At 71.4% G+C, this 19,118-nt stretch carries 20 protein-coding genes; 7 read left to right on the forward strand and 13 right to left on the reverse strand.

Going from position 1 to position 19,118, the window contains the following annotated elements; genetic code table 11:
* Positions 1-67: 67 nt before the first annotated feature.
* Complete coding sequence (gene glgP / locus AC2DGY_RS10170) at positions 68-2,617, forward strand: alpha-glucan family phosphorylase (protein ID WP_484509574.1); 2,550 nt, start codon at positions 68-70, stop codon at positions 2,615-2,617.
* A complete protein-coding gene (locus AC2DGY_RS10175) occupies positions 2,614-3,360 on the forward strand; it encodes a glutamine amidotransferase (RefSeq protein WP_484509575.1) in 747 nt (248 codons plus the stop codon). The genes glgP and AC2DGY_RS10175 overlap by 4 nt, the downstream gene beginning before the upstream one ends.
* Here the strand turns inward: AC2DGY_RS10175 and AC2DGY_RS10180 are convergent.
* From AC2DGY_RS10180 to AC2DGY_RS10210, 7 genes are all read right to left on the reverse strand, one after another.
* Positions 3,348-4,061, reverse strand: coding sequence for an NAD(P)H-hydrate epimerase (locus AC2DGY_RS10180; protein WP_484509576.1), 714 nt, complete (start codon positions 4,059-4,061; stop codon positions 3,348-3,350). The genes AC2DGY_RS10175 and AC2DGY_RS10180 overlap by 13 nt on opposite strands.
* Positions 4,054-5,049, reverse strand: a complete 996-nt coding sequence (locus tag AC2DGY_RS10185; RefSeq protein ID WP_484509577.1) for a YhjD/YihY/BrkB family envelope integrity protein — start codon at positions 5,047-5,049, stop codon at positions 4,054-4,056. The genes AC2DGY_RS10180 and AC2DGY_RS10185 overlap by 8 nt, the downstream gene beginning before the upstream one ends.
* A gap of 61 nt (positions 5,050-5,110) precedes the next feature.
* Entirely contained in the window at positions 5,111-5,617 is a 507-nt protein-coding gene (locus AC2DGY_RS10190; protein ID WP_484509578.1) for a prepilin peptidase, read from the reverse strand.
* 1 nt (position 5,618) lies between these two features.
* Entirely contained in the window at positions 5,619-5,918 is a 300-nt protein-coding gene (locus tag AC2DGY_RS10195; protein ID WP_484509579.1) for a DUF1905 domain-containing protein, read from the reverse strand.
* Between the two features lie 2 nt (positions 5,919-5,920).
* Positions 5,921-6,724 carry a glycosyltransferase family A protein gene (locus tag AC2DGY_RS10200; protein ID WP_484509580.1) on the reverse strand — a complete coding sequence of 268 codons (804 nt, stop codon included), beginning with the start codon at positions 6,722-6,724 and terminating at the stop codon, positions 5,921-5,923.
* A 66-nt stretch (positions 6,725-6,790) separates the two neighbouring features.
* On the reverse strand, positions 6,791-7,774 hold the full coding sequence (locus AC2DGY_RS10205; protein ID WP_484509581.1) for a helix-turn-helix domain-containing protein: 984 nt from the start codon (positions 7,772-7,774) through the stop codon (positions 6,791-6,793).
* Positions 7,775-7,832: 58 nt separating this feature from the next.
* Positions 7,833-8,831: an alpha/beta hydrolase gene (locus AC2DGY_RS10210; protein ID WP_484509582.1), complete on the reverse strand. Its 999-nt coding sequence runs from the start codon at positions 8,829-8,831 to the stop codon at positions 7,833-7,835.
* A 191-nt stretch (positions 8,832-9,022) separates the two neighbouring features.
* Between AC2DGY_RS10210 and AC2DGY_RS10215 the strand changes: the two genes are divergently transcribed.
* Positions 9,023-10,390, forward strand: a complete 1,368-nt coding sequence (locus AC2DGY_RS10215; protein WP_484509583.1) for an MFS transporter — start codon at positions 9,023-9,025, stop codon at positions 10,388-10,390.
* A gap of 43 nt (positions 10,391-10,433) precedes the next feature.
* On the opposite strand, the gene AC2DGY_RS10220 is transcribed toward AC2DGY_RS10215, so the two are convergent.
* A complete protein-coding gene (locus AC2DGY_RS10220; protein ID WP_484509584.1) occupies positions 10,434-11,357 on the reverse strand; it encodes a L,D-transpeptidase in 924 nt (307 codons plus the stop codon).
* A 72-nt stretch (positions 11,358-11,429) separates the two neighbouring features.
* The gene (locus AC2DGY_RS10225) at positions 11,430-11,765 is read right to left on the reverse strand and encodes a nuclear transport factor 2 family protein (protein WP_484509585.1); all 336 of its coding nucleotides are present in this window, start codon (positions 11,763-11,765) and stop codon (positions 11,430-11,432) included.
* Between the two features lie 180 nt (positions 11,766-11,945).
* On the opposite strand from AC2DGY_RS10225, the gene AC2DGY_RS10230 reads away from it, so the two are divergent.
* The 3 genes from AC2DGY_RS10230 to AC2DGY_RS10240 all read left to right on the forward strand — a co-directional run bounded on the left by AC2DGY_RS10230 (position 11,946) and on the right by AC2DGY_RS10240 (position 15,132).
* Positions 11,946-13,172 (forward strand): serine hydrolase domain-containing protein, encoded by a 1,227-nt coding sequence (locus AC2DGY_RS10230; protein WP_484509586.1) that lies wholly within the window; start codon positions 11,946-11,948, stop codon positions 13,170-13,172.
* Between the two features lie 68 nt (positions 13,173-13,240).
* Positions 13,241-14,473 carry a sensor histidine kinase gene (locus AC2DGY_RS10235; protein WP_484509587.1) on the forward strand — a complete coding sequence of 411 codons (1,233 nt, stop codon included), beginning with the start codon at positions 13,241-13,243 and terminating at the stop codon, positions 14,471-14,473.
* Positions 14,470-15,132, forward strand: coding sequence for a response regulator (locus AC2DGY_RS10240; protein WP_484509588.1), 663 nt, complete (start codon positions 14,470-14,472; stop codon positions 15,130-15,132). Before AC2DGY_RS10235 ends, AC2DGY_RS10240 begins: the two co-directional genes overlap by 4 nt.
* A gap of 37 nt (positions 15,133-15,169) precedes the next feature.
* On the opposite strand, the gene AC2DGY_RS10245 is transcribed toward AC2DGY_RS10240, so the two are convergent.
* From AC2DGY_RS10245 to AC2DGY_RS10260, 4 genes are all read right to left on the reverse strand, one after another.
* On the reverse strand, positions 15,170-15,736 hold the full coding sequence (locus tag AC2DGY_RS10245) for a mismatch-specific DNA-glycosylase (RefSeq protein ID WP_484509589.1): 567 nt from the start codon (positions 15,734-15,736) through the stop codon (positions 15,170-15,172).
* Position 15,737: 1 nt separating this feature from the next.
* The gene (locus AC2DGY_RS10250; protein WP_484509590.1) at positions 15,738-16,727 is read right to left on the reverse strand and encodes an aldo/keto reductase; all 990 of its coding nucleotides are present in this window, start codon (positions 16,725-16,727) and stop codon (positions 15,738-15,740) included.
* 107 nt (positions 16,728-16,834) lie between these two features.
* On the reverse strand, positions 16,835-17,317 hold the full coding sequence (locus tag AC2DGY_RS10255) for a GAF domain-containing protein (RefSeq protein WP_484509591.1): 483 nt from the start codon (positions 17,315-17,317) through the stop codon (positions 16,835-16,837).
* Positions 17,318-17,458: 141 nt separating this feature from the next.
* Positions 17,459-18,472 carry an LLM class flavin-dependent oxidoreductase gene (locus AC2DGY_RS10260; protein ID WP_484509592.1) on the reverse strand — a complete coding sequence of 338 codons (1,014 nt, stop codon included), beginning with the start codon at positions 18,470-18,472 and terminating at the stop codon, positions 17,459-17,461.
* Positions 18,473-18,574: 102 nt separating this feature from the next.
* Here AC2DGY_RS10260 and AC2DGY_RS10265 point away from each other — a divergent pair, with 102 nt between their 5' ends.
* On the forward strand, positions 18,575-19,036 hold the full coding sequence (locus tag AC2DGY_RS10265) for a MarR family winged helix-turn-helix transcriptional regulator (RefSeq protein WP_484509593.1): 462 nt from the start codon (positions 18,575-18,577) through the stop codon (positions 19,034-19,036).
* Positions 19,037-19,118: the final 82 nt, after the last annotated feature.

Here is a 19,118-nt window from a genome sequence, read left to right on the forward strand (position 1 = left end):
TCCGACAGCGTAGCCCCCACCCGTCGACCACCGCGGGCCGGCCTCCGGGTCACTTAGACTCGCTGGGGTGAAGGCCCTGCGTACGTTCACCGTCCGGCCCGTGCTCGCCGAGCCGCTCGCTCCGCTGGACCGCCTCGCATCCAACTGGCGATGGTCCTGGAGCCGTGGCACGCATGCGCTGTTCGCGTCGATGGACGGGCAGCTGTGGCAGCAGGTGGGCGAGAACCCGTCCCGGATGCTGGGGGCTCTCGGCCAGTCGAGGTTGGACGAGCTCGCCGGCGACGAGAACTTCACCTCGCGTGTCCGCGAGGAGGACGAGCGCCTGCAGGCGTACCTGACCGGCGACCGCTGGTTCCAGAGCCTGCCCGAGCCCAGACCCCGCTCGATCGCGTACTTCTCCCCCGAGTTCGGGGTCGACGGCTCTCTCCCGCAGTACTCCGGCGGCCTCGGCATCCTCGCCGGCGATCACCTCAAGAGCGCGTCCGACCTCGGCGTTCCGCTCACCGGCGTGGGGCTGTTCTACCGCGCGGGATACTTCCGCCAGTCCATCGGCGAAGACGGCTGGCAGCGGGAGAGCTATCCGGTGCTCGATCCCTACGGCCTGGGCCTGACGCTCCTGCGGGAATCCGACGACTCGCCGGTCGAGGTCTCCTTGACTGTCACCGGCGGCCGCACCCTGTTCGCACGCATCTGGGTCGCCGACATCGGGCGCGTGCCGCTCCTGCTCATGGATTCGGAGACCCCCTCCAACCCGGAAGACCTCCGCCGCGTCACCGACCGCCTGTACGGCGGAAGCGGGGAGCACCGTCTCCTGCAGGAGCTGCTGCTCGGGGTGGGCGGCGTCCGGGCCGTCCGGGCGTGGACCCGGGTCACCGGCCGCGACGAGCCGGAGGTCTACCACACCAACGAGGGCCACGCGGGCTTCCAGGGGCTCGAGCGCATGTCGGAGCTCATCAGCGGGGCGGGCCTGTCCTTCGACGCCGCGCTGGCGCAGGTCCGCGCATCCACCGTCTTCACCACGCACACCCCCGTCCCCGCCGGTATCGACCGCTTCCCCCGCGGGCTCGTCGCCGAGTACCTCGCGACGGGCCTCCTGCCCGGGCTCGACACGGAACGCGCACTCGCGCTCGCGGGCGAGGGGTACGCCGGCGGCGACGGCGACGTCTTCAACATGGCCGTCCTCGGACTGCACCTCGGGCAACACGCCAATGGCGTGTCGGCGCTCCACGGCAAGGTCAGCCGATCGATGTTCGGGGCGCTCTGGCCGGGAGTGGACACCGACGAAGTGCCCATCGGGTCGATCACCAACGGCGTCCACGGCCCCACGTGGGTGCACCCGGCTCTGAAGGGCCTCAGCGAGCGGGCGTTCGGCGACGCGCTGACGACCGAGCACGACTGGCGCGACGGCGCGCTGGTCTCGGACGGGGAGCTGTGGGCGGTGCGCGCCGAGATGAAGCACGAACTCATCGCCGAGGCGCGGCGACGCCTGTCCGAGGCGGCGGGGTCGACGGCCGGAGCCTGGGCCGGGGAGGTCCTGGACCCCGGGGTCCTCACGATCGGATTCGCCCGGCGGGTGCCCACCTACAAGCGGCTCACCCTCATGCTGCGCGACCCCGAGCGGCTCACGCGGCTTCTCACCGACCCCGAGCGACCGGTGCAGATCGTGATCGGCGGCAAGTCGCATCCGGCCGATGACTCGGGCAAGCAGCTCATCCAGCAGCTCGTGCGCTTCAGCCGCGACCCCCGGGTGCGCGGGCGCATCGTGTTCCTGCCCGACTACGACATCACCCTGGCCAAGACGCTGTACCCGGGATGCGACGTGTGGCTGAACAACCCGCTCCGCCCGCTGGAGGCGTGCGGCACCTCGGGCATGAAAGCCGCGCTCAACGGTGCGCTGAACCTGTCGGTGCTCGATGGCTGGTGGGACGAGTGGTACGACGGCCGCAACGGCTGGGCGATCCCCACCGCCGACAGCGCCACGAGCGACGAGGAGCGCGACGACCTGGAGTCCGCGGCCCTTTACGACCTCATCGAGCATCAGCTCATCCCGGCGTACTACGAGCGCGAGGGCGGGATCCCGCGGGCGTGGCTGGATCGCGTGCGCCACACGATGACGGACCTCGGGGCGAAGGCGACGAGCGACCGGATGGTGCGGGAGTACGTCACCGACCTCTACGCGCCCGCCTCCGTCCACGCCCGCGCCCTGACGGCCGACGGGTACGCCGCAGCCGCCGAGCTCGCCGCGTACCTCACCCGCGTGCGCGCGGGCTGGTCTGCCGTCCGGGTGCTGAGCGTGGATGCCACGGGAATCTCCCAGCAGGCGCACGCCGGCAACCGACTGGGGGTGCGCGCCGAGGTGGAGCTGGGCGCGCTGGCTCCGGAGGATGTGGCGGTGCAACTCGTGTCGGGCCGCGCCGACCCGGACGGCGAGCTGACCGGTGAGCGCGCGATCCTCGCGCTCACGCCCGGCGAGAGGGGGAACGGCGGTCCGACCGTCTTCGAAGGGGTCCTCGACCTCGACGTGACCGGCCCCTTCGGCTACACCGTCCGCGCCGTGGCGCACCATCCGCACCTCGTCTCGGCCGTCGAGCCGGGCCTGGTGACCTTCGCGTCGTGACCGTGGTGACGCAACGCCCCTTCGTCCTTCTCGCCACGCGCGCGGAGGACGACCCCGCCGACGAGGAGTACGCGCTGTTCCTGCGCTACAGCGGACTGCGTGCCGACCAGCTGCAGCGTGTGCGGCTGGAGGCGGGACCGCTCCCTCCCCTGGACCTGGACGCGATCTCGGGGATCTTCGTCGGCGGCAGCCCCTTCAACGCGTCCGACCCCGTCGCGCGGAAGTCCGCCGTCCAGCAGCGCGTGGAAGCCGAATTCGCCGCCCTGCTGCCGGAGGTCGTGGCGCGTGATATCCCCTTCCTCGGCGCCTGCTACGGCGTCGGCACGCTGGGGACGCACCTGGGCGCGGCGATCGACGGCCGGTACGCCGAGCCCATCAGCATCGTGCCGGTCTCGCTCACCGACGCCGGGGCGGACGACCCCCTGCTGTCCGGGATGCCGCGCACGTTCGACGCGTTCGTCGGACACAAGGAATCGATCAGCTCGCTGCCGCCTGAGGCCGTGCTGCTGGCGTCGTCGCCGGGATGCCCCGTGCAGATGTTCCGGGTGGGAGAGAACGTCTACGCCACCCAGTTCCACCCCGAGCTGGATGTCGACGGCATCACGACACGCATCCGCGCGTACGCCGGGTACGGCTACTTCCCCCCGGACGAGATGGATGCCACCCTGGCGGCTGTCCGGCGTGTGCGCGTCACCGAGCCCGGCCGCATTCTGCGCCGGTTCGTGGAGCGTTACGCCCGCTGAGTGCGGGGTACGCGCACGACCGGAACCGGTCCGGTCACGGCCGGTCTGGTGCGCGCCAGAGCGGGCTCAAGGCCAAGCTCGACCAGCCGCAGGTCGCCGGCCAGCCGCGGACCGCGGCCGCGGACGAGGCCGGCCTTGACGGCGCCGAAGGTGACGGTCGTATCCGCGGGGAGCACCGTGTCGTCGGCGTCACCGTCGTCGGGATGCAGGCCGCTGGGCAGGTCGACAGCGATCACCGTCGTGCCGCCCGCGCGGATCACCGGGAGGAGCGACTCGACCACGGCGCGGGCCACACCGCGCAGGCGCGGGTCGGCGGAGGCGCCGATGCCGAGGATGCCGTCGAGCACGAGGGCATAGGTCGCCGGTTCCCGGCACACCTCCCCCGCCGCTCGCAGTTCGGCGCCGGCGCTCATCGCGGCGGCCAGTGCCTCCCGGTGGACCCGGTCGGAGGTGAGGACCACGTCCACGGGTTGGCCCGGTGACGCGACCTCCGCGGCGGCGTACAGGGCGTCGCCCCCGTTGTCACCGCTTCCCGCCAGCACCAGCACCCGGCCCGGCGCCTGCGCCAGCCGCTCGCGCACGACCTCGGCGAGGGCGGAGGCGGCCTCCCGCATGAGAGGCTCGCCGGCGGCGAGCAGCGGCGCCTCGGCAGCACGGACCGCAGCGGCGGTGTAGGCGGGGACGAGCGCGCGCTCAGGCATTCTCGCGTTCTTTCGCCTCCGCCTCGCGTGCGGCGCGCAACTCGTCGGACATGGCTTGCACCGAGCGCTCGGCGCGGCGCACCCGGAACTGCGCGAGAGTGCTGGCGCCGTGGCGCGCGCCCACGCGGTCCTCGTCCTCCTCCGTGCCGATGACGATGTACGCCGAAGCGATCAGGATGACCTGGCTCGACAGATTGAGCCACAACAGGAGGGCGATGAGGGAGGCGAACGAGGCCAGCAGCGGATTGTTGGACGCTCCGCCGACGAAGAAGCCCGACAGCTGCTGAAGCACGGTCAGGCCGAACCCGCCCAGCATCGCGCCGGTCCACAGCGTCCGCGCCCGAGGACGTACGCCGGACAGCAGACGGAAGGATGCCGCGACCACGACCGTGTCCAGCGCGAAGACCACCAGCGCCGACACGAGCCACGCGACGAACCCGAGCGCGGGAGAGCCCCCCGGGATGCCCAGCCAGCCGGTCAGCAGCGTGAGTCCGGCGGTGGCGAGGAACGTGGTCGCCGCCGCCGCGGCCAGGCCGGCACCGATGCCGATGGCCAGGAGGAGATTGCGGAGGATGACCCAGACGAACAGGATGTCGTCGGTGGCGATGCCGGCGATCGAGCGCAGCGCCGAGCGCAGCGATCCCACCGCGCCGATGGCCGCGCCGACGAGCGCGACGACCGAGATGGCGCCGGCGATGCTGAGACCGGCAGGCTCCGGGAGCTTGTCGAGGTCGACCAGCTCCAGGAGCCCCGGGATGGCCGCGTCCAGCGCGCCGACGAGGGCGCGCCACGCCTCGCGGTTGCCCGCGAGCCATAGCGCCGCGACCGAGAACCCGAGGAGCACCCCGGCGAACAACGCGAAGAGGGTTCGGTAGGTGACCGAGTCGGCGAGCATGGGTCCGCGCGCCCTGGTGTACAGCAAAGCAGCGCGCACCGGGCGACGCGCGAGCGCCCAGGCCGTGACGCGGGACAGCACCGTGCTCGACATATCGTCAGGCTATCGGCTGGCCCGTCCGGGATCCGGGGGTTGACGCCCGACCGGCCGGCCGTCAGTCCGCGCCGAGCGAGGGCAGAAGGGCCGCGATGATCGCGAACCAGGCCCCGCCCAGCATCCACGGCCCGAAGGGGATCGCCGTCGCCGCCCGCGCCCTCCGCGCGACCATCAGGAAGAGCGCGTAGAACCCGGCGAGGAGGAACCCCGCCAGCGCGCCGGTGAGCACGGCGTCCCACCCGATGAACCCCAGGTAGGCGCCCACCACTCCGGCCAGCTTGACGTCTCCCCCGCCCATGGCGGCGGAGCGGAGCATCCGCAGCACCAGGTAGAAGGCGAACAGGGCCAGCGCACCCCCGGCGGCGACGAGAAGGCGGTCCGCAGCGCCGGAGGTGAGAGCGGAACCGGTCAGCAGCACGGTGGCGACCGGGTATCCCGGAAGGACATACCGATCGGGCAGCCGGTGGGTGCGCGCGTCCAGGACCGCGAGGACGACCGACTGCACGGCGAAGAAGCCGTACGCGGCGAGCGCGCATCCCACGGCGATCCCGGTGGCAGGCGTCATCTCAGCCGTCGAGGATGTCGAGCCGTACGGTCAGGGGGCCGCCGTCCACGAGGCCCTCCGCCACGCGGACGGCGCGCTTGAGCGGGAGCGAGTAGATGCCCGAGGAACCCGGGAAGATCGAGGTGCGCCACGTCGTCGTCCCGACCGTGGCCTCCACGCGCACCGCGCCGAAGCCCCGCGCGAAGGGCTCCATGATCTCCCGGATGTCGGCACTCAGCTCCTCCGGGACCTCCGCGAAATACCATGCCGAGTCCTCACGCGCGTTCCAGCGATACACCTCGGAGTCGAACTCGATCTGCATCGTCACCTCTTCCGGTCCTCGGTGGGCGCGCCGTCCGCGGGCCAGGAGATGCGGGCGGCATCCAGCGGGTGCGCTTCGTGGGATTCCCGTGCGCGGTGCCACGGCGCACCGGTCGGCCAGCTGGCGGCGAAGGTGGGGACGACCCGCCACACGCGCCTCAGGAGCGCGGAGGGGCGCGCGAACGGGCGGGCGGAGACCGGCATGCGCAGGTGCGGGTCGTATCGGACGCCGTCGGCCGGGCGGAGGTGGATGGTCAGGTCGAGGTCGTCGTGGATGCGGGGGTTGGTGCGGTCGACCTCGTCGCGCACCCGCGCCCACACGCTCGAGCGCATCGCGAAGTTCGATCCGAAGACCAGCGGGATTCCCAGCCACTGCCGCACCCAGTAGGTTCCGCCCCCGATGTACCAGTGGGCGCCGAGGTAGTTCACGAGCGGTGTGGAGCCGTAGAACTCCGCGCCGCCGGTGAGAACGCCCAGGTGGGGGTCGGCGACGAAGGACTGCACGATGCGCGAGACCCAGTCGGGATGCGGCCGCGAGTCGGCGTCCACGCGTGCGATGAGATCGAACCCGAGCGCTTCGTCGTAGCCGCGCGCGGCGGCGGGCCAGATACCCACGAGCGGTTCCGACACGACGCGCGCGCCGTGGCGCCGGCCGACGTCGCCGGAGCCGTCGGTGCTGGCGTTGTCGACGACGATGACCTCGTCGGGCCGACGGGTCTGGGCAGCCAGGGCCCGGAGGCACGCGTCCAGGAACGACGCGTCGTTACGGCACGGGATGACCACGGCGATACGCGGGACCAGGGACACGCGGCCTACGCTACTCGCGGGTTCCCCGGCCCCGCGGCCCGGGCACCGGCGGCTGGGGAGAGCGGCTCACTCCGCCCGCACCGACAGGCGGAACAGGATGCGGGCGACCTCGTATCGCGTGCGGCCCACCGGCGTGCGCGGGTCGTACCCGAGCACGCGGGTGAGGGCGTCGTGGCGCGCCTGCAGGGTGGAGTGGTGCATGCCCATCGCCACCGCGGCCGCCCGCACGCTCTCGGCGTGGGCGAGCGTGTCGAGCATCGATCGACTGTGGGGGTCGAGGCCGGCCAGGACGGCGACATCCGGGTGCGTTCGGCCGGCGGCGTGGGCGGCGAGGACGGCGTCCAGCAGCACTCCGTACTCGGCGGCGTCGATCACGGGCGTCGCGTCGTCGGAGAGCCGGTACGCCACCAGCGCCGACTCCCATGATCGGGGCAGGTCCAGGACCGCTCCCGGAGCTCCCCTTCCCCCGCGGGGGAGCGCAGCCGTGCCGCGGGAGACGGTGGCACGCACGACGCCGTACCGGGTCGCGACCAGCCGGGACGGCCCGGTGGGAGTGACCTCCGGGGATGTCGCGAGCACGCACAGGGCGCCCGGGTCCAATCGGAGCCGCGTCGCGGCGGCCTCGCGGTCGGCCGGGGCGCGCGCGGCATCGAGCACCGCCTCGACGGCATCGTCGGGTGCTGCCACTCGGCGGGCGCGCACCGACGCGACGCCCAGCCCCCACCGTTCCAGGACCAGCTGGTCGTTGATGTGCCGCTCGCCGTCCCGCTCCAGCCAGATCCGGGCCGACTCGTCCACCCAGAGCGTCAGCCAGCCGCTGGCCGGATCGGCGTCGACAGGGTCTGCCAGGCGCCTCCCGGACGCATCGACGCGGATGACCCTGCCGGAGGCCTGAAGCCCGGCGACCGCGCCGGACAGTGCCGCCGCCCCCCGCACGAGGGTCTCGAGGTTGACCCCGCCCGCCACGAGGGCGTCGAAGTAGGAGATCACCCTGAAGCTCTCGCTCACGGTGGGATCGAGTGACGTGACCCGGCCCATCAGCTCCTGCATGCTCGGCTCCCTCGCGCGCGCCCGCGTTCATCCTGCCACGCCGGCCGAACGGGGCAGGTCAATACTCCAGGAGCCGGTGCACCCAGCGGTCGCGTGCGTCGCGCATCTGCTGTGACAGAGCGGCCTGCGGCGCGTACCCCTCGAAGCCGTGGTACCCCCCGGGCCACACGTGGAGCTCGGCTTCCCCGCCCGCCGCCCAGATGGCACTGGCGTAGGCCACATCCTCGTCGCGGAACACCTCGGCACTTCCGCAGTCGATGAAAGCCGGGGGGAGGCCCGAGAGGTCGGTGGCCCGCGCGGGGGCGGCGTAGATGGAGACATCCGCGGTGCCCCGCCGGTCGCCCAGGAGGGCGGTCCACCCGGTGCGGTTGCTGCCACGATCCCAGACGCCCACCCCGTCGATCTGCAGCGTGGAGGAACTGCGATCGCGATCGTCGAGCATGGGGTACATCAGAAGCTGGCCGAGGAGCGGCCGGTCGCCGCGGTCGCGCATGAGGAGCGTCACTCCCGCCGCGAGCCCGCCCCCCGCGCTGGCGCCGACGAGGAGGATTCGCTCGGGATCGGCGCCCAGCTCGCTGGCGTTGTCACGGAGCCAGCGAACGCCGGCGTAGGAGTCCTCGACCGGATACGGGTCGGGGAACTCCGGCGCGAGGCGGTACTCGAACGAGACGGCCACCGCGTCGTAGCGGTGCAGCCAGTCGAAGAGCGCCGCGACCCCCGACCAGCGGTCACCCACGATCATGCCGCCCCCGTGCAGGTACGCGATCGCCGGGCCGCCGCGGCGCCGGCCGCGCGCCTCGAGGACGGTGGCGACCAGCGATGCGCCGTCGAGGCCGGGCACGCGCACATCCCGCGTGACCAGTCCTGCGGCATGGGCCATCTCGGCCGTCACGCGCACCCGCGGGTTGCGGCGCATCGTCTCGATCATGTCCGGGGTGACCGTCTGCGGCACGCCGTCGGCGAGCGCGGTGAGGGCCGCCTCGAGTTCGGGGTCGAACGGGGGCCGGGCGATCCGCGGACCGCTCCCGGTCCTGTCCGTGGTGCCGATGTGTTCCATTGCGCTCTCTCACCCGGGTCTCGTCGGTGCGACCGCCACCATCCTGCCGGTATCGCCGACCCCTCCGCACCGCCATCTGGCGCGCCGGCGGGCACGAACTGCCCGCCACCCGGCGGGGCGCGGCGATCGTCCGCGGTCATACGGTGGCGTGCGTCGAGAGCCGACGAGGGCTTTCGTCCGAAGGGATGACCATGAGCACTGCCGCAGGGGTCGACACGTCGACGACCGATCCCACCGTCCGCCGCCGCCGGGCGATCCGAGGAGCCTTCTGGGGGTTCCTCGTCGACTCCTTCGACATCTACCTCCCCTCGATCGCTCTGCTGCCGGCGATGATCTACTTCACCCAGGGCATGGACGCGGGGCAGACGGCGGTGGTCACCGGCTTCACGCTCGCCACCACGCTTTTCGGTCGTCCGATCGGTGCGTTCCTCTTCGGTCACCTCGCCGACAAGCTCGGGCGTAAGCGCGTCGGGGCGATCTCGATGTACGGGTTCGGTCTCATCACGCTCCTGATCGCGTGCCTTCCCGGCGCCGAGCAGATCGGCAGCGTCGCGGCGATCACCCTTCTCCTCCTCCTCCGCTTCGTCGACGGGATCTTCCTCGGCGGCGAGTACACCGCGGCCACGCCCATGGCGATCGAGTACGCGAAGGTGTCACGGCGCGGTTTCATCGGCGGTTTCGTCCAGAGCGCCTCGACGATCGGCTACCTCGCGATCGCGGTGTTCACCTTCCTCGCCCTGCAGATCTCCCCCGCCGGCGACATCGACTCGCCCTACGTGCAGTGGGGCTGGCGGATCCCGTTCGTCATCGGCGCGATCTTCGCGTGGGTCGTCGCGCGGTACCTCCGCAACGACGTGGAGGAGTCGGTCATCTGGATCGAGGCAGAGAAGGCCAAGAACCCGATCCGCGAGATGCTCGGACGCACGCACATCACCGCGTTCATCCAGGTGTTCGTCCTGATGACCGGGGTGTTCTTCATGGTGAACATGGTGGGCTCGGTCATCCCCCAGCTGCTGCTGGCCCGCGAGGGGTTCACCGCGACCGATCTGACCCTGAGCATCATCTTCGCCAACATCATCGTCCCGTTCGCGTACATGCTCTCCGGGCGCCTCAGCGACACCTTCGGGCGCAAGCCCGTCCTGCTGTTCGCGGGGAGCCTCGTCCTGGTCGTGATGTCGGGGCTGTTCCTCGTCCTCGGCAGCGACATCCAGATCCCCTTCTTCGGGCTGGTCGCGATCGTGTTCTTCGTGCAGTGCGTCAACGGCTTCACGATCGGCACCCTGCCCTCGTACATCAACGAGCGTTTCCCCACCCGTATCCGCTCCTCCGGCTGGGGCATCGGATACTCCCTCGCCGTCGTGATCCCCGGCTTCTTCGCCGCCTACCAGGCGGGACTGTCGACCCTCATGCCGCTGAGTCTGACGCCGGTCGTGCTGACGGTTGTCGCCGGCGTTTTGATCATCGTGAGCGTCGCGGTCTCGCCGGAGACCCGCGGAGTCGACCTCTCCAGCGACGCGGCCGTCCGCTCGCCCAGGGAAGAGGAGCAGGCGAAGGCCTGATATCGGCCGAGACCGTGCGCCGCTGCCGGCAGGCGGTCCCTGCTCAGCGGATGACGACGGGGGTTCCCACGGGCAGCTGCCCGAGGCGGTCGATGGCCTCCGGCGCGAGCCGGATGCAGCCGTTGGAGATCGCGCCCGATCGGGCGTCGTGGTAGTGGAACGCCGTGACGGCGACCGGGACGCCCCCGAAGCCGTCGAGGGTGGGCGACTGGACGGAGAGGTACACCAGCGGATGACCCCGCGTGTAGGCGAGCGCCGCTTCCGTGCGGACCATCATGACGAACGAGCGGCCACGGGGCGTGGGAGTCGCCTCCGTTCCCCAGGCGAAGTCGTCGGCCACGCGTTCGCGGGCTCCGTCAGCCGTGACGATGTCCAGGGTGCGGGCGCCGAGGTCGACCTCGATCGTCGCCTGCGCAGCGGTGAACTCGACGTCCTGGGCTCGCACCCACCCGGTCAGCTGCGCCGGGTTGCCCGTCGACGGCAACGCGGCTCGACCGGTGAGCAGCACATGCACCCAATGCTCCTGCCGCTCGATCACGGGAACCGTCGTACCGTCGTAGTGGTGGTCCCGCGGAAGCGCGGCGACCGGCTCCCCGGTCGGATCGGCGAAGACCGGGACCCGCTCGGCGGTCGCGCGCGCCAGCTCGCCGGTGAGGGGCCCGTACGGATCGGCGTCCACCGGGAGGCCCGGGATGACGGCGTACACGTCGACCTGCGGCAACGGATCCAGCGCGTATGCCGTGGTGTTGGCGGGGAATCCGGATGGCGTCGGAGTCGTCGTCGCACGCGGTGACGGCGCGATGCTCGGAGCCGGCGGCGCCGGCGGCGCGGTCGCCGCCGGAGTCGACGTGCCACCTCGGTCGGCGAGGACGCACACGGCGACACCACCGCCGGCGACGAGGACGGCGGCGACGGCCATCGCGACGCCGCGGGCAGCGCGGGGTGCGGGGCGGCGGAGATCGGTCACTCCCCCATGGTCGGCCTCCGCGCCGCGCGGGGCAAGCGCCGTTGACTACTCCGGCTACTCCGGCTACCCCAGCTACTCCGGCGCGATCGTCAGGCGCGAGATCCGGCCGTCCGTCAGTTCGAACGTCATCGGCCCGGTGCCGTTGTAGCCGTCGCCGCTGACGGTGAGGGTCACCACGAAGGAACCGGTGCCCGTGCCGGGGGCGATGTCCACCAGGGAGAAGTGCGCCCGCTTGCCGATGTTGTCGGTCTGGTTCCACTGCGCGACGCCGTCGCGTCCGCGGAAGACCCGGCCCCAATCCGACAGCACGGCGTCATCGGTGAACGCGGCGAGGAACCCCTCCGCGTCGCCGGCGTTGGTGGCGTCGACGAACGCGGCGATCGCGGGGGGTACGGGGGTGTCTGCCATGGGAGATCCTTCCGGATGAGGGGTGCTGACCACAGCGTGCCCCCTCCCGGGGGTCGGCGGCAACCGTCGGGGCTCGGGTCGACGGACCGGGGGGCGCGGCGCAGCGTCCTGTTCTTCCGGACAGGGCGGACTGATCCCGCGGCCGGGGTGCCGGCCGATGCGAAGGCAGATGCTGGTGTCATGACCGAGAACACCACCTCCCCCGCCCCCGCCTCCTCCCCCGCCGAGGGGCGCCCCCAGCGCCGCGGCCGGATCGTGCTGGCCAGCGCGGCCGCCGCTGCCCTCGTCGTCGGCGCGTTCGCCTTCGGCGCCGCGGCGCGCAGCACCCCCGCCGATGCCGAGCGCGAGAGGCTCGAGCAGCGTCTGCAATCCATCGTGGACGCCGGTTACCCCGCCGCGCAGGCCGCCATCACCCACCCCGACGGCACCAGCATCGAGGTGCTGGTCGGCGACGGCGACCTGGATTCGGACCGCGACACCCCGCAGGACGGCGAGGTGCGCGTCGGCAGCAACACCAAGATGTTCGTCGCGACGGTCGTGATGCAGCTCGTCGAGGAGGGTCTGGTCTCCCTCGACGAACCGATCGACACCTACCTGCCCGGCGTGATCGCCGGCGAAGGCATCGACGGGACGGCCATCACCGTGCGGAACCTCCTGCAGCACACCGCCGGCCTCGCCGAGAACGCCGAGGAGTTCGCCCTGGACGCCTTCGGGTCGCAGGAGCTCTACGTCTCGGCGCGTGACATGGTGGACATCGGTCTCTCCCAGCCGGCCAACTTCGCCCCCGGCGAGCGCTTCGACTACAGCAACACGAACTATTTCGTCCTCGGTCTCCTCATCGAGCGCGTCACACAGCGCGCCCTCTGGGAGCAGATCGACGAGCGGATCGTGCAGCCGCTGGAGCTGGAGCACACCTACCTCCCCGGACCGGCCGAGCGCGAGCTGCGCGGCGACCACATCGAGGGGTACCACGCCGATTTCCCCGGAGAGCTGCGGGAGATCACCGACCTCGACACCTCGACGGCATGGTCCGCCGGCGCGCTGGTGTCCACCCCGACCGAGGTGAATCTCTTCATGCAGGCGCTGCTCCGCGGCGACCTCGTGAGCGAGGAGAGCCTGGCGCTCATGCAGCAGACGGTCCCGGCGCCCGACCCCTTCCACCCGGACAACGCGTACGGCCTCGGCCTGCAGAGCTTCTCGCTCGATGACGGCGGCCTGGCCTGGGGACACGGGGGCGACATCCAGGGGATGCAGACGCGCAACGCCGTGGCCCCCGACGGAACCGCCGTCACCATCGCCGTCAGCGCGCTCCCGTGGGCGATCGCCGACCCGGAGGCGGAAGAGCCGCTGGAGGAGAAGTACCAGGTCATCTTCGACGTGCTGGACGAGACGCTGGCGGATCAGTGATCCGCTCCGATCAGACGACGGGTGTCGGCGCGACTGCGCGCCGGCACCCGTCGTGGTTGACTCTGACCATGTCCGAGCCCGCGGCACCTCCCCCCGCATCGGGGTGGCGGGTCGCGGTTGTGCCCGTGCTGGTCCTCGCCGTCGCGGTGGGGTACGTCGGGGTGGACTTCGCCGGCAGCTTCGATGACCCGGTGATCTCGCCGGTCCCGCCCGTCGCCCACGCCGCCATGGTGGCGCTCCAGGCCCTCGCCCTGGTCTCACGCACACGCTTTCCGGTTGCCGCCCTGGCCGCGGTCGTCGGTTTGGATGCGGCGATCCTCGCCACCAGCGGCGGAGAGCTGGGGATCGGGGCGCTCGCGGTCCTCTTTGCGACCTACGCCGTGTGGCGGCGGTTGCGGTGGCCCGCCTCCCTCGTCCCGGTCGGGGTCGCCGCGGCCGCGACCGTCGCCGTCGGTGCCGTCGCGATGACGCTGGCCGGCATGCCCGCAGCCGCCATCGTCATTGCGAGCATGTCGCGGATCGTCGTTCTCTACGGGTTACCCGTCGCCGCCGCCGAATACGTCGGCAACAGGGAGCAGCTCGCTCTCGCGCATCGCGAGCGGGCCCTGTTCCTCGAGCGCGAGCGCCGCGAGAGGGCCGAACGTGCACTGCGCAGCGAACGAACCGCGCTGGCCCGCGAACTCCACGACGTGGCCGGCCACCACCTTTCCGGCATCATCGTCTCGGCGCAGGCGGCGTCGGCACTGACCCGGACCGATCCGGAACGCGCGCGCGAGATGCTCGCCGCCGTCCAGGCCGACGCCCGCACCGCCCTGACCGACCTGCGCCGAACCGTCGGACTGCTGCGCGAGGACGACGGGGCGGGGGCGGGGCCTCAGGCGCCCGCCGAACCACCGTCGCTCTCCCGCATCCCCGCCCTGATCACCCAGGCCCGGGAGTCGGGCCGCAGCGTGGACCTGGTCGTCGAGGGTGAGTCGCCGCCGCTCGGGCCGCTCGCCGAGACGGCGGCCTACCGGATGGTTCAGGAGTCGCTGGCCAACGCTGCGCGCCACGCTCCCGGCGCCGCATCCGAGGTGCGGGTGGAGGCCGGTGCGGATGCCGTCCGCATCGTCGTGCGCAACGAGCCGAGCGATCAGGCGCCACCCCGCGATGTCACCGCACGCTCGGACGGGTACGGCCTGGCCGGCATGCGGGAGCGTGCCGAACTGATCGGGGCGCGACTGAGCACCGGCGCGCAACCGGACGGCGGGTGGCGGAACGAACTCGTCATCCCGCGACCACCAGAGAGGAACGCCGGATGATCCGAGTGCTCATCGCCGACGACCAGTCCATCGTGCGGGCCGGGCTTTCGGTCATCATCGGGGCCGAGGACGACCTCGAGGTCGTCGGCGAAGCGGCCGACGGGGCCGAGGCGATCGCGATGGCCCGGATGCTGCATCCCGACGTCGTGTGCATGGACATCCGGATGCCGGGAACGGACGGGATCGCCGCGACCCGGGCGATCACCAGCGACCCCGCACTGTCCACCGACGTGCTGGTGCTCACGACCTTCGACATCGACGAAGACGTCTTCGCCGCGCTGGAAGCGGGAGCTGCCGGGTTCCTGCTCAAGGGGGCCGACGAGGCGGCACTGCTGGGAGCCATCCGCTCCGTGGCCGCGGGCGACGGGACGCTCGATCAGCGACTGACCCGCCGCATCCTGAAGGAGTTCACCGAGCGGCGGCCCGGAGTCGCATCCCGCAGCGGCGGAGCGACCGCGGTGGCGCTGACCGAGCGCGAACTCGACGTCCTGCGGCTGCTGGCCGAGGGGCTGTCGAACGCGGAGATCGGCGAGCGGCTGTTCGTCGAAACCACGACCGTGAAGTACCACCTGGCGCAGATCCTGCAGAAGACGGGCTCCCGCGACCGCCTGCAGGCCGTGCTGTGGGGGATCCGCACGGGCGTGGTCCCGATCGGCTGACGCGGCGTTGACGGGCGCTGCGAGCGGTGGCCGGACTTCAGGAGAGGATGCCCGCGGCCCGGGCCGGTTCGGCGTACGCCGTCGCCAGCGACGCGACGGTGTCGTGCGCGTTCAGTCCGCTCGGGTGCGGGACGACCCACGTCGGGACACCCGCGATCTCGTTGCTTTGCCGCCCCACCGACGCGCGGGGGTATCCGAACGCCTGCCGGTAGGCCGTCACGCCTAGGACGGCGATGACGCGCGGCTGCCAGCGCTGCACGTCCACGGCCACGCGCTCCGCGCCGTCCCGCAGTTCGTCCCGGGTCAGCTCGTCGGCGCGGGAGGTGGCCCGGCGGACGAGCGCCGAGATCCCGATCCCGGCGTCGAGGATCATCCGCCGGTCCTCGACGCTCAACGGCTCGGAGAAGGCGGGAAGGCGGGGCAGGATGCCCGCCGCCACCAGCGCCGGGTAGAACCGATTGCCCGGATGGGCGAACGGCGTTCCGGTCGCCGCGGTCCACAGACTCGGGTTGATGCCCACGAAGAGGAGCTTCGGATGCTCCGGCACGAGGTCGGGGATGGTGGCGCCCCGGAACGACTCCAGTTCTGCGCGGGTGAACCGCATGTCACCAGTGCGGGTGGATGTCCGCCCGCAGGCGCTCGTCGTACACGCGATGTACGGCCGCGTCGAAGCCGCTGAGATCGACGTCGGACAGGACGGCCGCCGCATCCGCGTTCTTCTCCGCCTGTGCGACGCTGCGGGCTCCCGGGATGACGCTCGTGACGCCGGGCTGGGAGGCGATCCACGCGAGGGTGGCGGCCGGGAGGGACACCCCCTCCGGGAGCGCCTGGGTCAATTCCGCAACGGCGGCAAGGCCGACCTCGAAATCGACGCCCGAGAAGGTCTCGCCGCGGTCGAAGGACTCACCGTGCCGGTTGAAGGCGCGGTGATCGTCGGCGGCGAACGTCGTGTCGGCGGTGTACTTGCCCGACAGCAGACCGGACGCCAGTGGCACCCGAGCGAAGATCGCCACTCCGGCCGCGCGCGCGGCGGGGAGCACCTCATCCAGCGGCTTCAACCGGAACGGGTTGAAGATGATCTGGACGTTCGTCACGTTCGGCCGTGCGATGGCGGCGAGGGCCTGCGCCGTCGTCTCCACCGATACGCCGTAGGCGGCGATGGTGCCGTCGGCCACGAGCGCGTCCAGCGCGTCGTACGTCGCGTCGCTCTCGATCACCTCGGTGGGCGGGCAGTGCAACTGCACGAGATCGAGCGTGTCCGTGCCGAGGTTGCGGCGCGAACGGTCCGCCCAGGCGCGGAAGTTCTCCGGCGTGTAGTTCTCCGGCGTCTGCTCCACCCGGCGTCCGAACTTGGTCGCGACGAAGATGTCCGCTCCGGGATGCTCCGCGAGGTAGGCCCCGATGAACCTCTCGCTGCGTCCATCCCCGTACACATCTGCGGTATCGAACAGGGTCACGCCGCGATCCGCCGCCGTGGTGAGGATGGCGCGGGCCGCATCATCGGTGACCTCACCCCAGTCGGCCCCGAGTTGCCAGGTGCCCAGGCCGATGGCCGAGACGGTGCGGCCGGTGCGGCCGAGTTCGCGCTGCTGCATGATGTTCCCTCCGAGCCGGGCACACGGCCCGCCGCTACGACAATGCCACGGATCTCTTCGCGACGGGACCCGACCTGGGGCCGGGCACCTCACCGCATCTGGTCGCGTCAGCGCCGCCACAGCCGCGCTGATGCCTCGGCCGCCGCGCGGTCGTGGATCTCCTGCCAGTTGCGGCCTCCCCGGGCGAACGCGACAAGCACGCGCCGGGGAACGTCGTTCTCGGAAACCGGATCGTCCAGCCAGGAGCAGCGCCGCACGTGAACGAGGTCGACGCGCGCTGCCTCGGCGCTGCCGTCGTAACGCCAGGGTCCTCCGAGGCGCCCGAGCCAGAAGAGGCCGTCGACGTCCCGGGTCCACACGAAGGCGCCATTGGGGACAGCAGCGAATCGCTCGAGGCGGCGCGCCATCCGCTCATCGTGGTGGGCAGCCAGGCCGGCGGTCGCCTCCCCGAGCGACTCCGGCTGCGATGCCAGGATCCCACCGAGGCCGCACAGATCTTCCGAAAGCGCGCGCTCCACCGCTGCACCGTCCGGCACGTCGTCGTTCCGCGACCGCATCGGAGCGCGGAACGCGCGGGGGAACTCGGTCACGGATGTCATCCTCGCAGGCCCCGTCGCGCCGGACGCACCTGTCGTCGGGGCCTCAGGGGAGGCCGCGCGTCATGACGGAGGTAGGTCCTCTGGTCCTGCCGTGGACCGCCGACAGCTGCTGACCGACTCATCGCGAACCGGTCAGTCGTGCCATCCGAGCTCGCGTCCGATGGCGTGGACTGCCGCGAGCTGTCGAATGTTGAAGTCCACGCCGAGCTGGTTGGGGATAGTGACGAGAACGGTGTCCGCAGCGGACAGTGCCACATCGTGTCGGAGGCGTTCGACGAGATCTTCGGGCTCACCGATGAATGAGGCGCCATACCGGTAGGCCGTGCCCTTGAGGACACCGATCCCCTCGTCCCGGTCGAGGCTCGTGCCGAAGTAGGCCCGGCTCTCCTCGTCGACGAGCGGAACGATGCTGCGAACGACGGTGACCCGGGGGCTCCACGACCACCCGTGCGTCCGCCACGCATTCCGAAAACCTTCGATCTGTTCGAGTTGGAGCTCGCTGAACGGGATGCCCTTCTCATCGATGATCAGTGTCGAGCTCATGAGCCCCAACCCCTGCTCCGCCGCCCAGAGCGCGGTGTTGAGATTGCCGGCACCCCACTGAACGCGCTCATGCAGGGTCGAGGACTGTGGGCTCACCGGCAGACGGCCGAAGCCGGCGCCATGCTCCGGGTTCGGGGCGGCGATCGCCGCTCCCCGGATGGCGGCCAGCGCCTGCTTCGTGTGCTCCCGCGCCATCTCCCCGGGCTCCTGACCCGCTGCGGGAACGTGGCCGAAGTGCCGGTAGCCGCGGTCGGCCGCCTCGGGCGAGCCGCGTCCGACGCCGAGTTGCACACGCCCTCCGGAGAGCAGATCCAGCGACGCTGCCTGCTCGGCGAAATAGAGCGGGGACTCGTAACGCATGTCGATGACACCGGTGCCGACGTCGAGCTGCCTGGTGCGTGCGGCAATGGTGGCCAGCAGCGGGAAGGGCGAGGACTGCTGCTCCGCGAAGTGGTGCACCCGGAAGTAGGCACCCCTAATGCCGATCTCCTCGGCGGCGACGGCGAGATCGACAGACTGCGAGAGCGACTCACCGGCCGATCTCACACGCGAACCCATCCCCTGACTCCAATACCCGAACGACAGGAATCCGATCTTCTTCACGCCACTCCTTGATTACCCGTAACTTGACGATTCAAGTAGAACCTAGGTCGTACAACTTGAACAATCAAGTCAACTGTGCGACATTGGCGTGGAGGGGGAAGCATGAGCCACCGGCCGCCATTGAGCCACGACGAAGAATCCGCGTGGACCCAGCTGCACATCATCGCGCAGTGCCTCCCGACCGTCATGGAGCAACAGCTGCGACGCGACGCGGGTCTGGGCTACTACGAGTACGCCGTGCTCCTGACCCTGCACCGTCAACCGGACCACTCCACGCCGATGAACGAGCTCAGCGCGATCACGGCCGGCTCGCTCTCTCGCCTCTCCCACACCATCACGCGAATGACGGAGCGCGGGCTCGTCACTCGGGAACGCCGCGGCACGAACCGGCACGTCGCTCTCACCGAGACCGGGCGTCGCACCTTCCTCGCCGCCGCAGCCGGACATATGGACCAAATCCGGGAGCAGGTGCTCGACCACATCCCCCCGGACATGATCGCGTTGCTCGGCGAGATCCTCCGCCCTGTCGCCGAGCAACTCCGCGGGACAGTGCCGCGCGGCTGACGCCGGCGCCTGGTCCGCCCCACCCGGTGCGGGCACCCCCAGAGGAGCGGCAGCGAACCGGGGGACGGTTCACCAGCCCCCG

Source organism: Microbacterium sp. Z6_144 (assembly GCF_057197625.1).

Coding starts and splice junctions, on each gene's coding strand:
- AC2DGY_RS10225 (WP_484509585.1), bottom strand. CDS start 11,765: ATGGCAGACACCCCCGTACCCCCCGCGATCGCCGCGTTCGTCGACGCC.
- AC2DGY_RS10195 (WP_484509579.1), bottom strand. CDS start 5,918: ATGCAGATCGAGTTCGACTCCGAGGTGTATCGCTGGAACGCGCGTGAG.
- AC2DGY_RS10230 (WP_484509586.1), top strand. CDS start 11,946: ATGACCGAGAACACCACCTCCCCCGCCCCCGCCTCCTCCCCCGCCGAG.
- AC2DGY_RS10240 (WP_484509588.1), top strand. CDS start 14,470: ATGATCCGAGTGCTCATCGCCGACGACCAGTCCATCGTGCGGGCCGGG.
- AC2DGY_RS10210 (WP_484509582.1), bottom strand. CDS start 8,831: ATGGAACACATCGGCACCACGGACAGGACCGGGAGCGGTCCGCGGATC.
- AC2DGY_RS10235 (WP_484509587.1), top strand. CDS start 13,241: ATGTCCGAGCCCGCGGCACCTCCCCCCGCATCGGGGTGGCGGGTCGCG.
- AC2DGY_RS10190 (WP_484509578.1), bottom strand. CDS start 5,617: ATGACGCCTGCCACCGGGATCGCCGTGGGATGCGCGCTCGCCGCGTAC.
- AC2DGY_RS10180 (WP_484509576.1), bottom strand. CDS start 4,061: ATGCCTGAGCGCGCGCTCGTCCCCGCCTACACCGCCGCTGCGGTCCGT.
- AC2DGY_RS10250 (WP_484509590.1), bottom strand. CDS start 16,727: ATGCAGCAGCGCGAACTCGGCCGCACCGGCCGCACCGTCTCGGCCATC.
- AC2DGY_RS10265 (WP_484509593.1), top strand. CDS start 18,575: ATGAGCCACCGGCCGCCATTGAGCCACGACGAAGAATCCGCGTGGACC.
- AC2DGY_RS10245 (WP_484509589.1), bottom strand. CDS start 15,736: ATGCGGTTCACCCGCGCAGAACTGGAGTCGTTCCGGGGCGCCACCATC.
- AC2DGY_RS10205 (WP_484509581.1), bottom strand. CDS start 7,774: ATGCAGGAGCTGATGGGCCGGGTCACGTCACTCGATCCCACCGTGAGC.
- AC2DGY_RS10185 (WP_484509577.1), bottom strand. CDS start 5,049: ATGTCGAGCACGGTGCTGTCCCGCGTCACGGCCTGGGCGCTCGCGCGT.
- AC2DGY_RS10215 (WP_484509583.1), top strand. CDS start 9,023: ATGAGCACTGCCGCAGGGGTCGACACGTCGACGACCGATCCCACCGTC.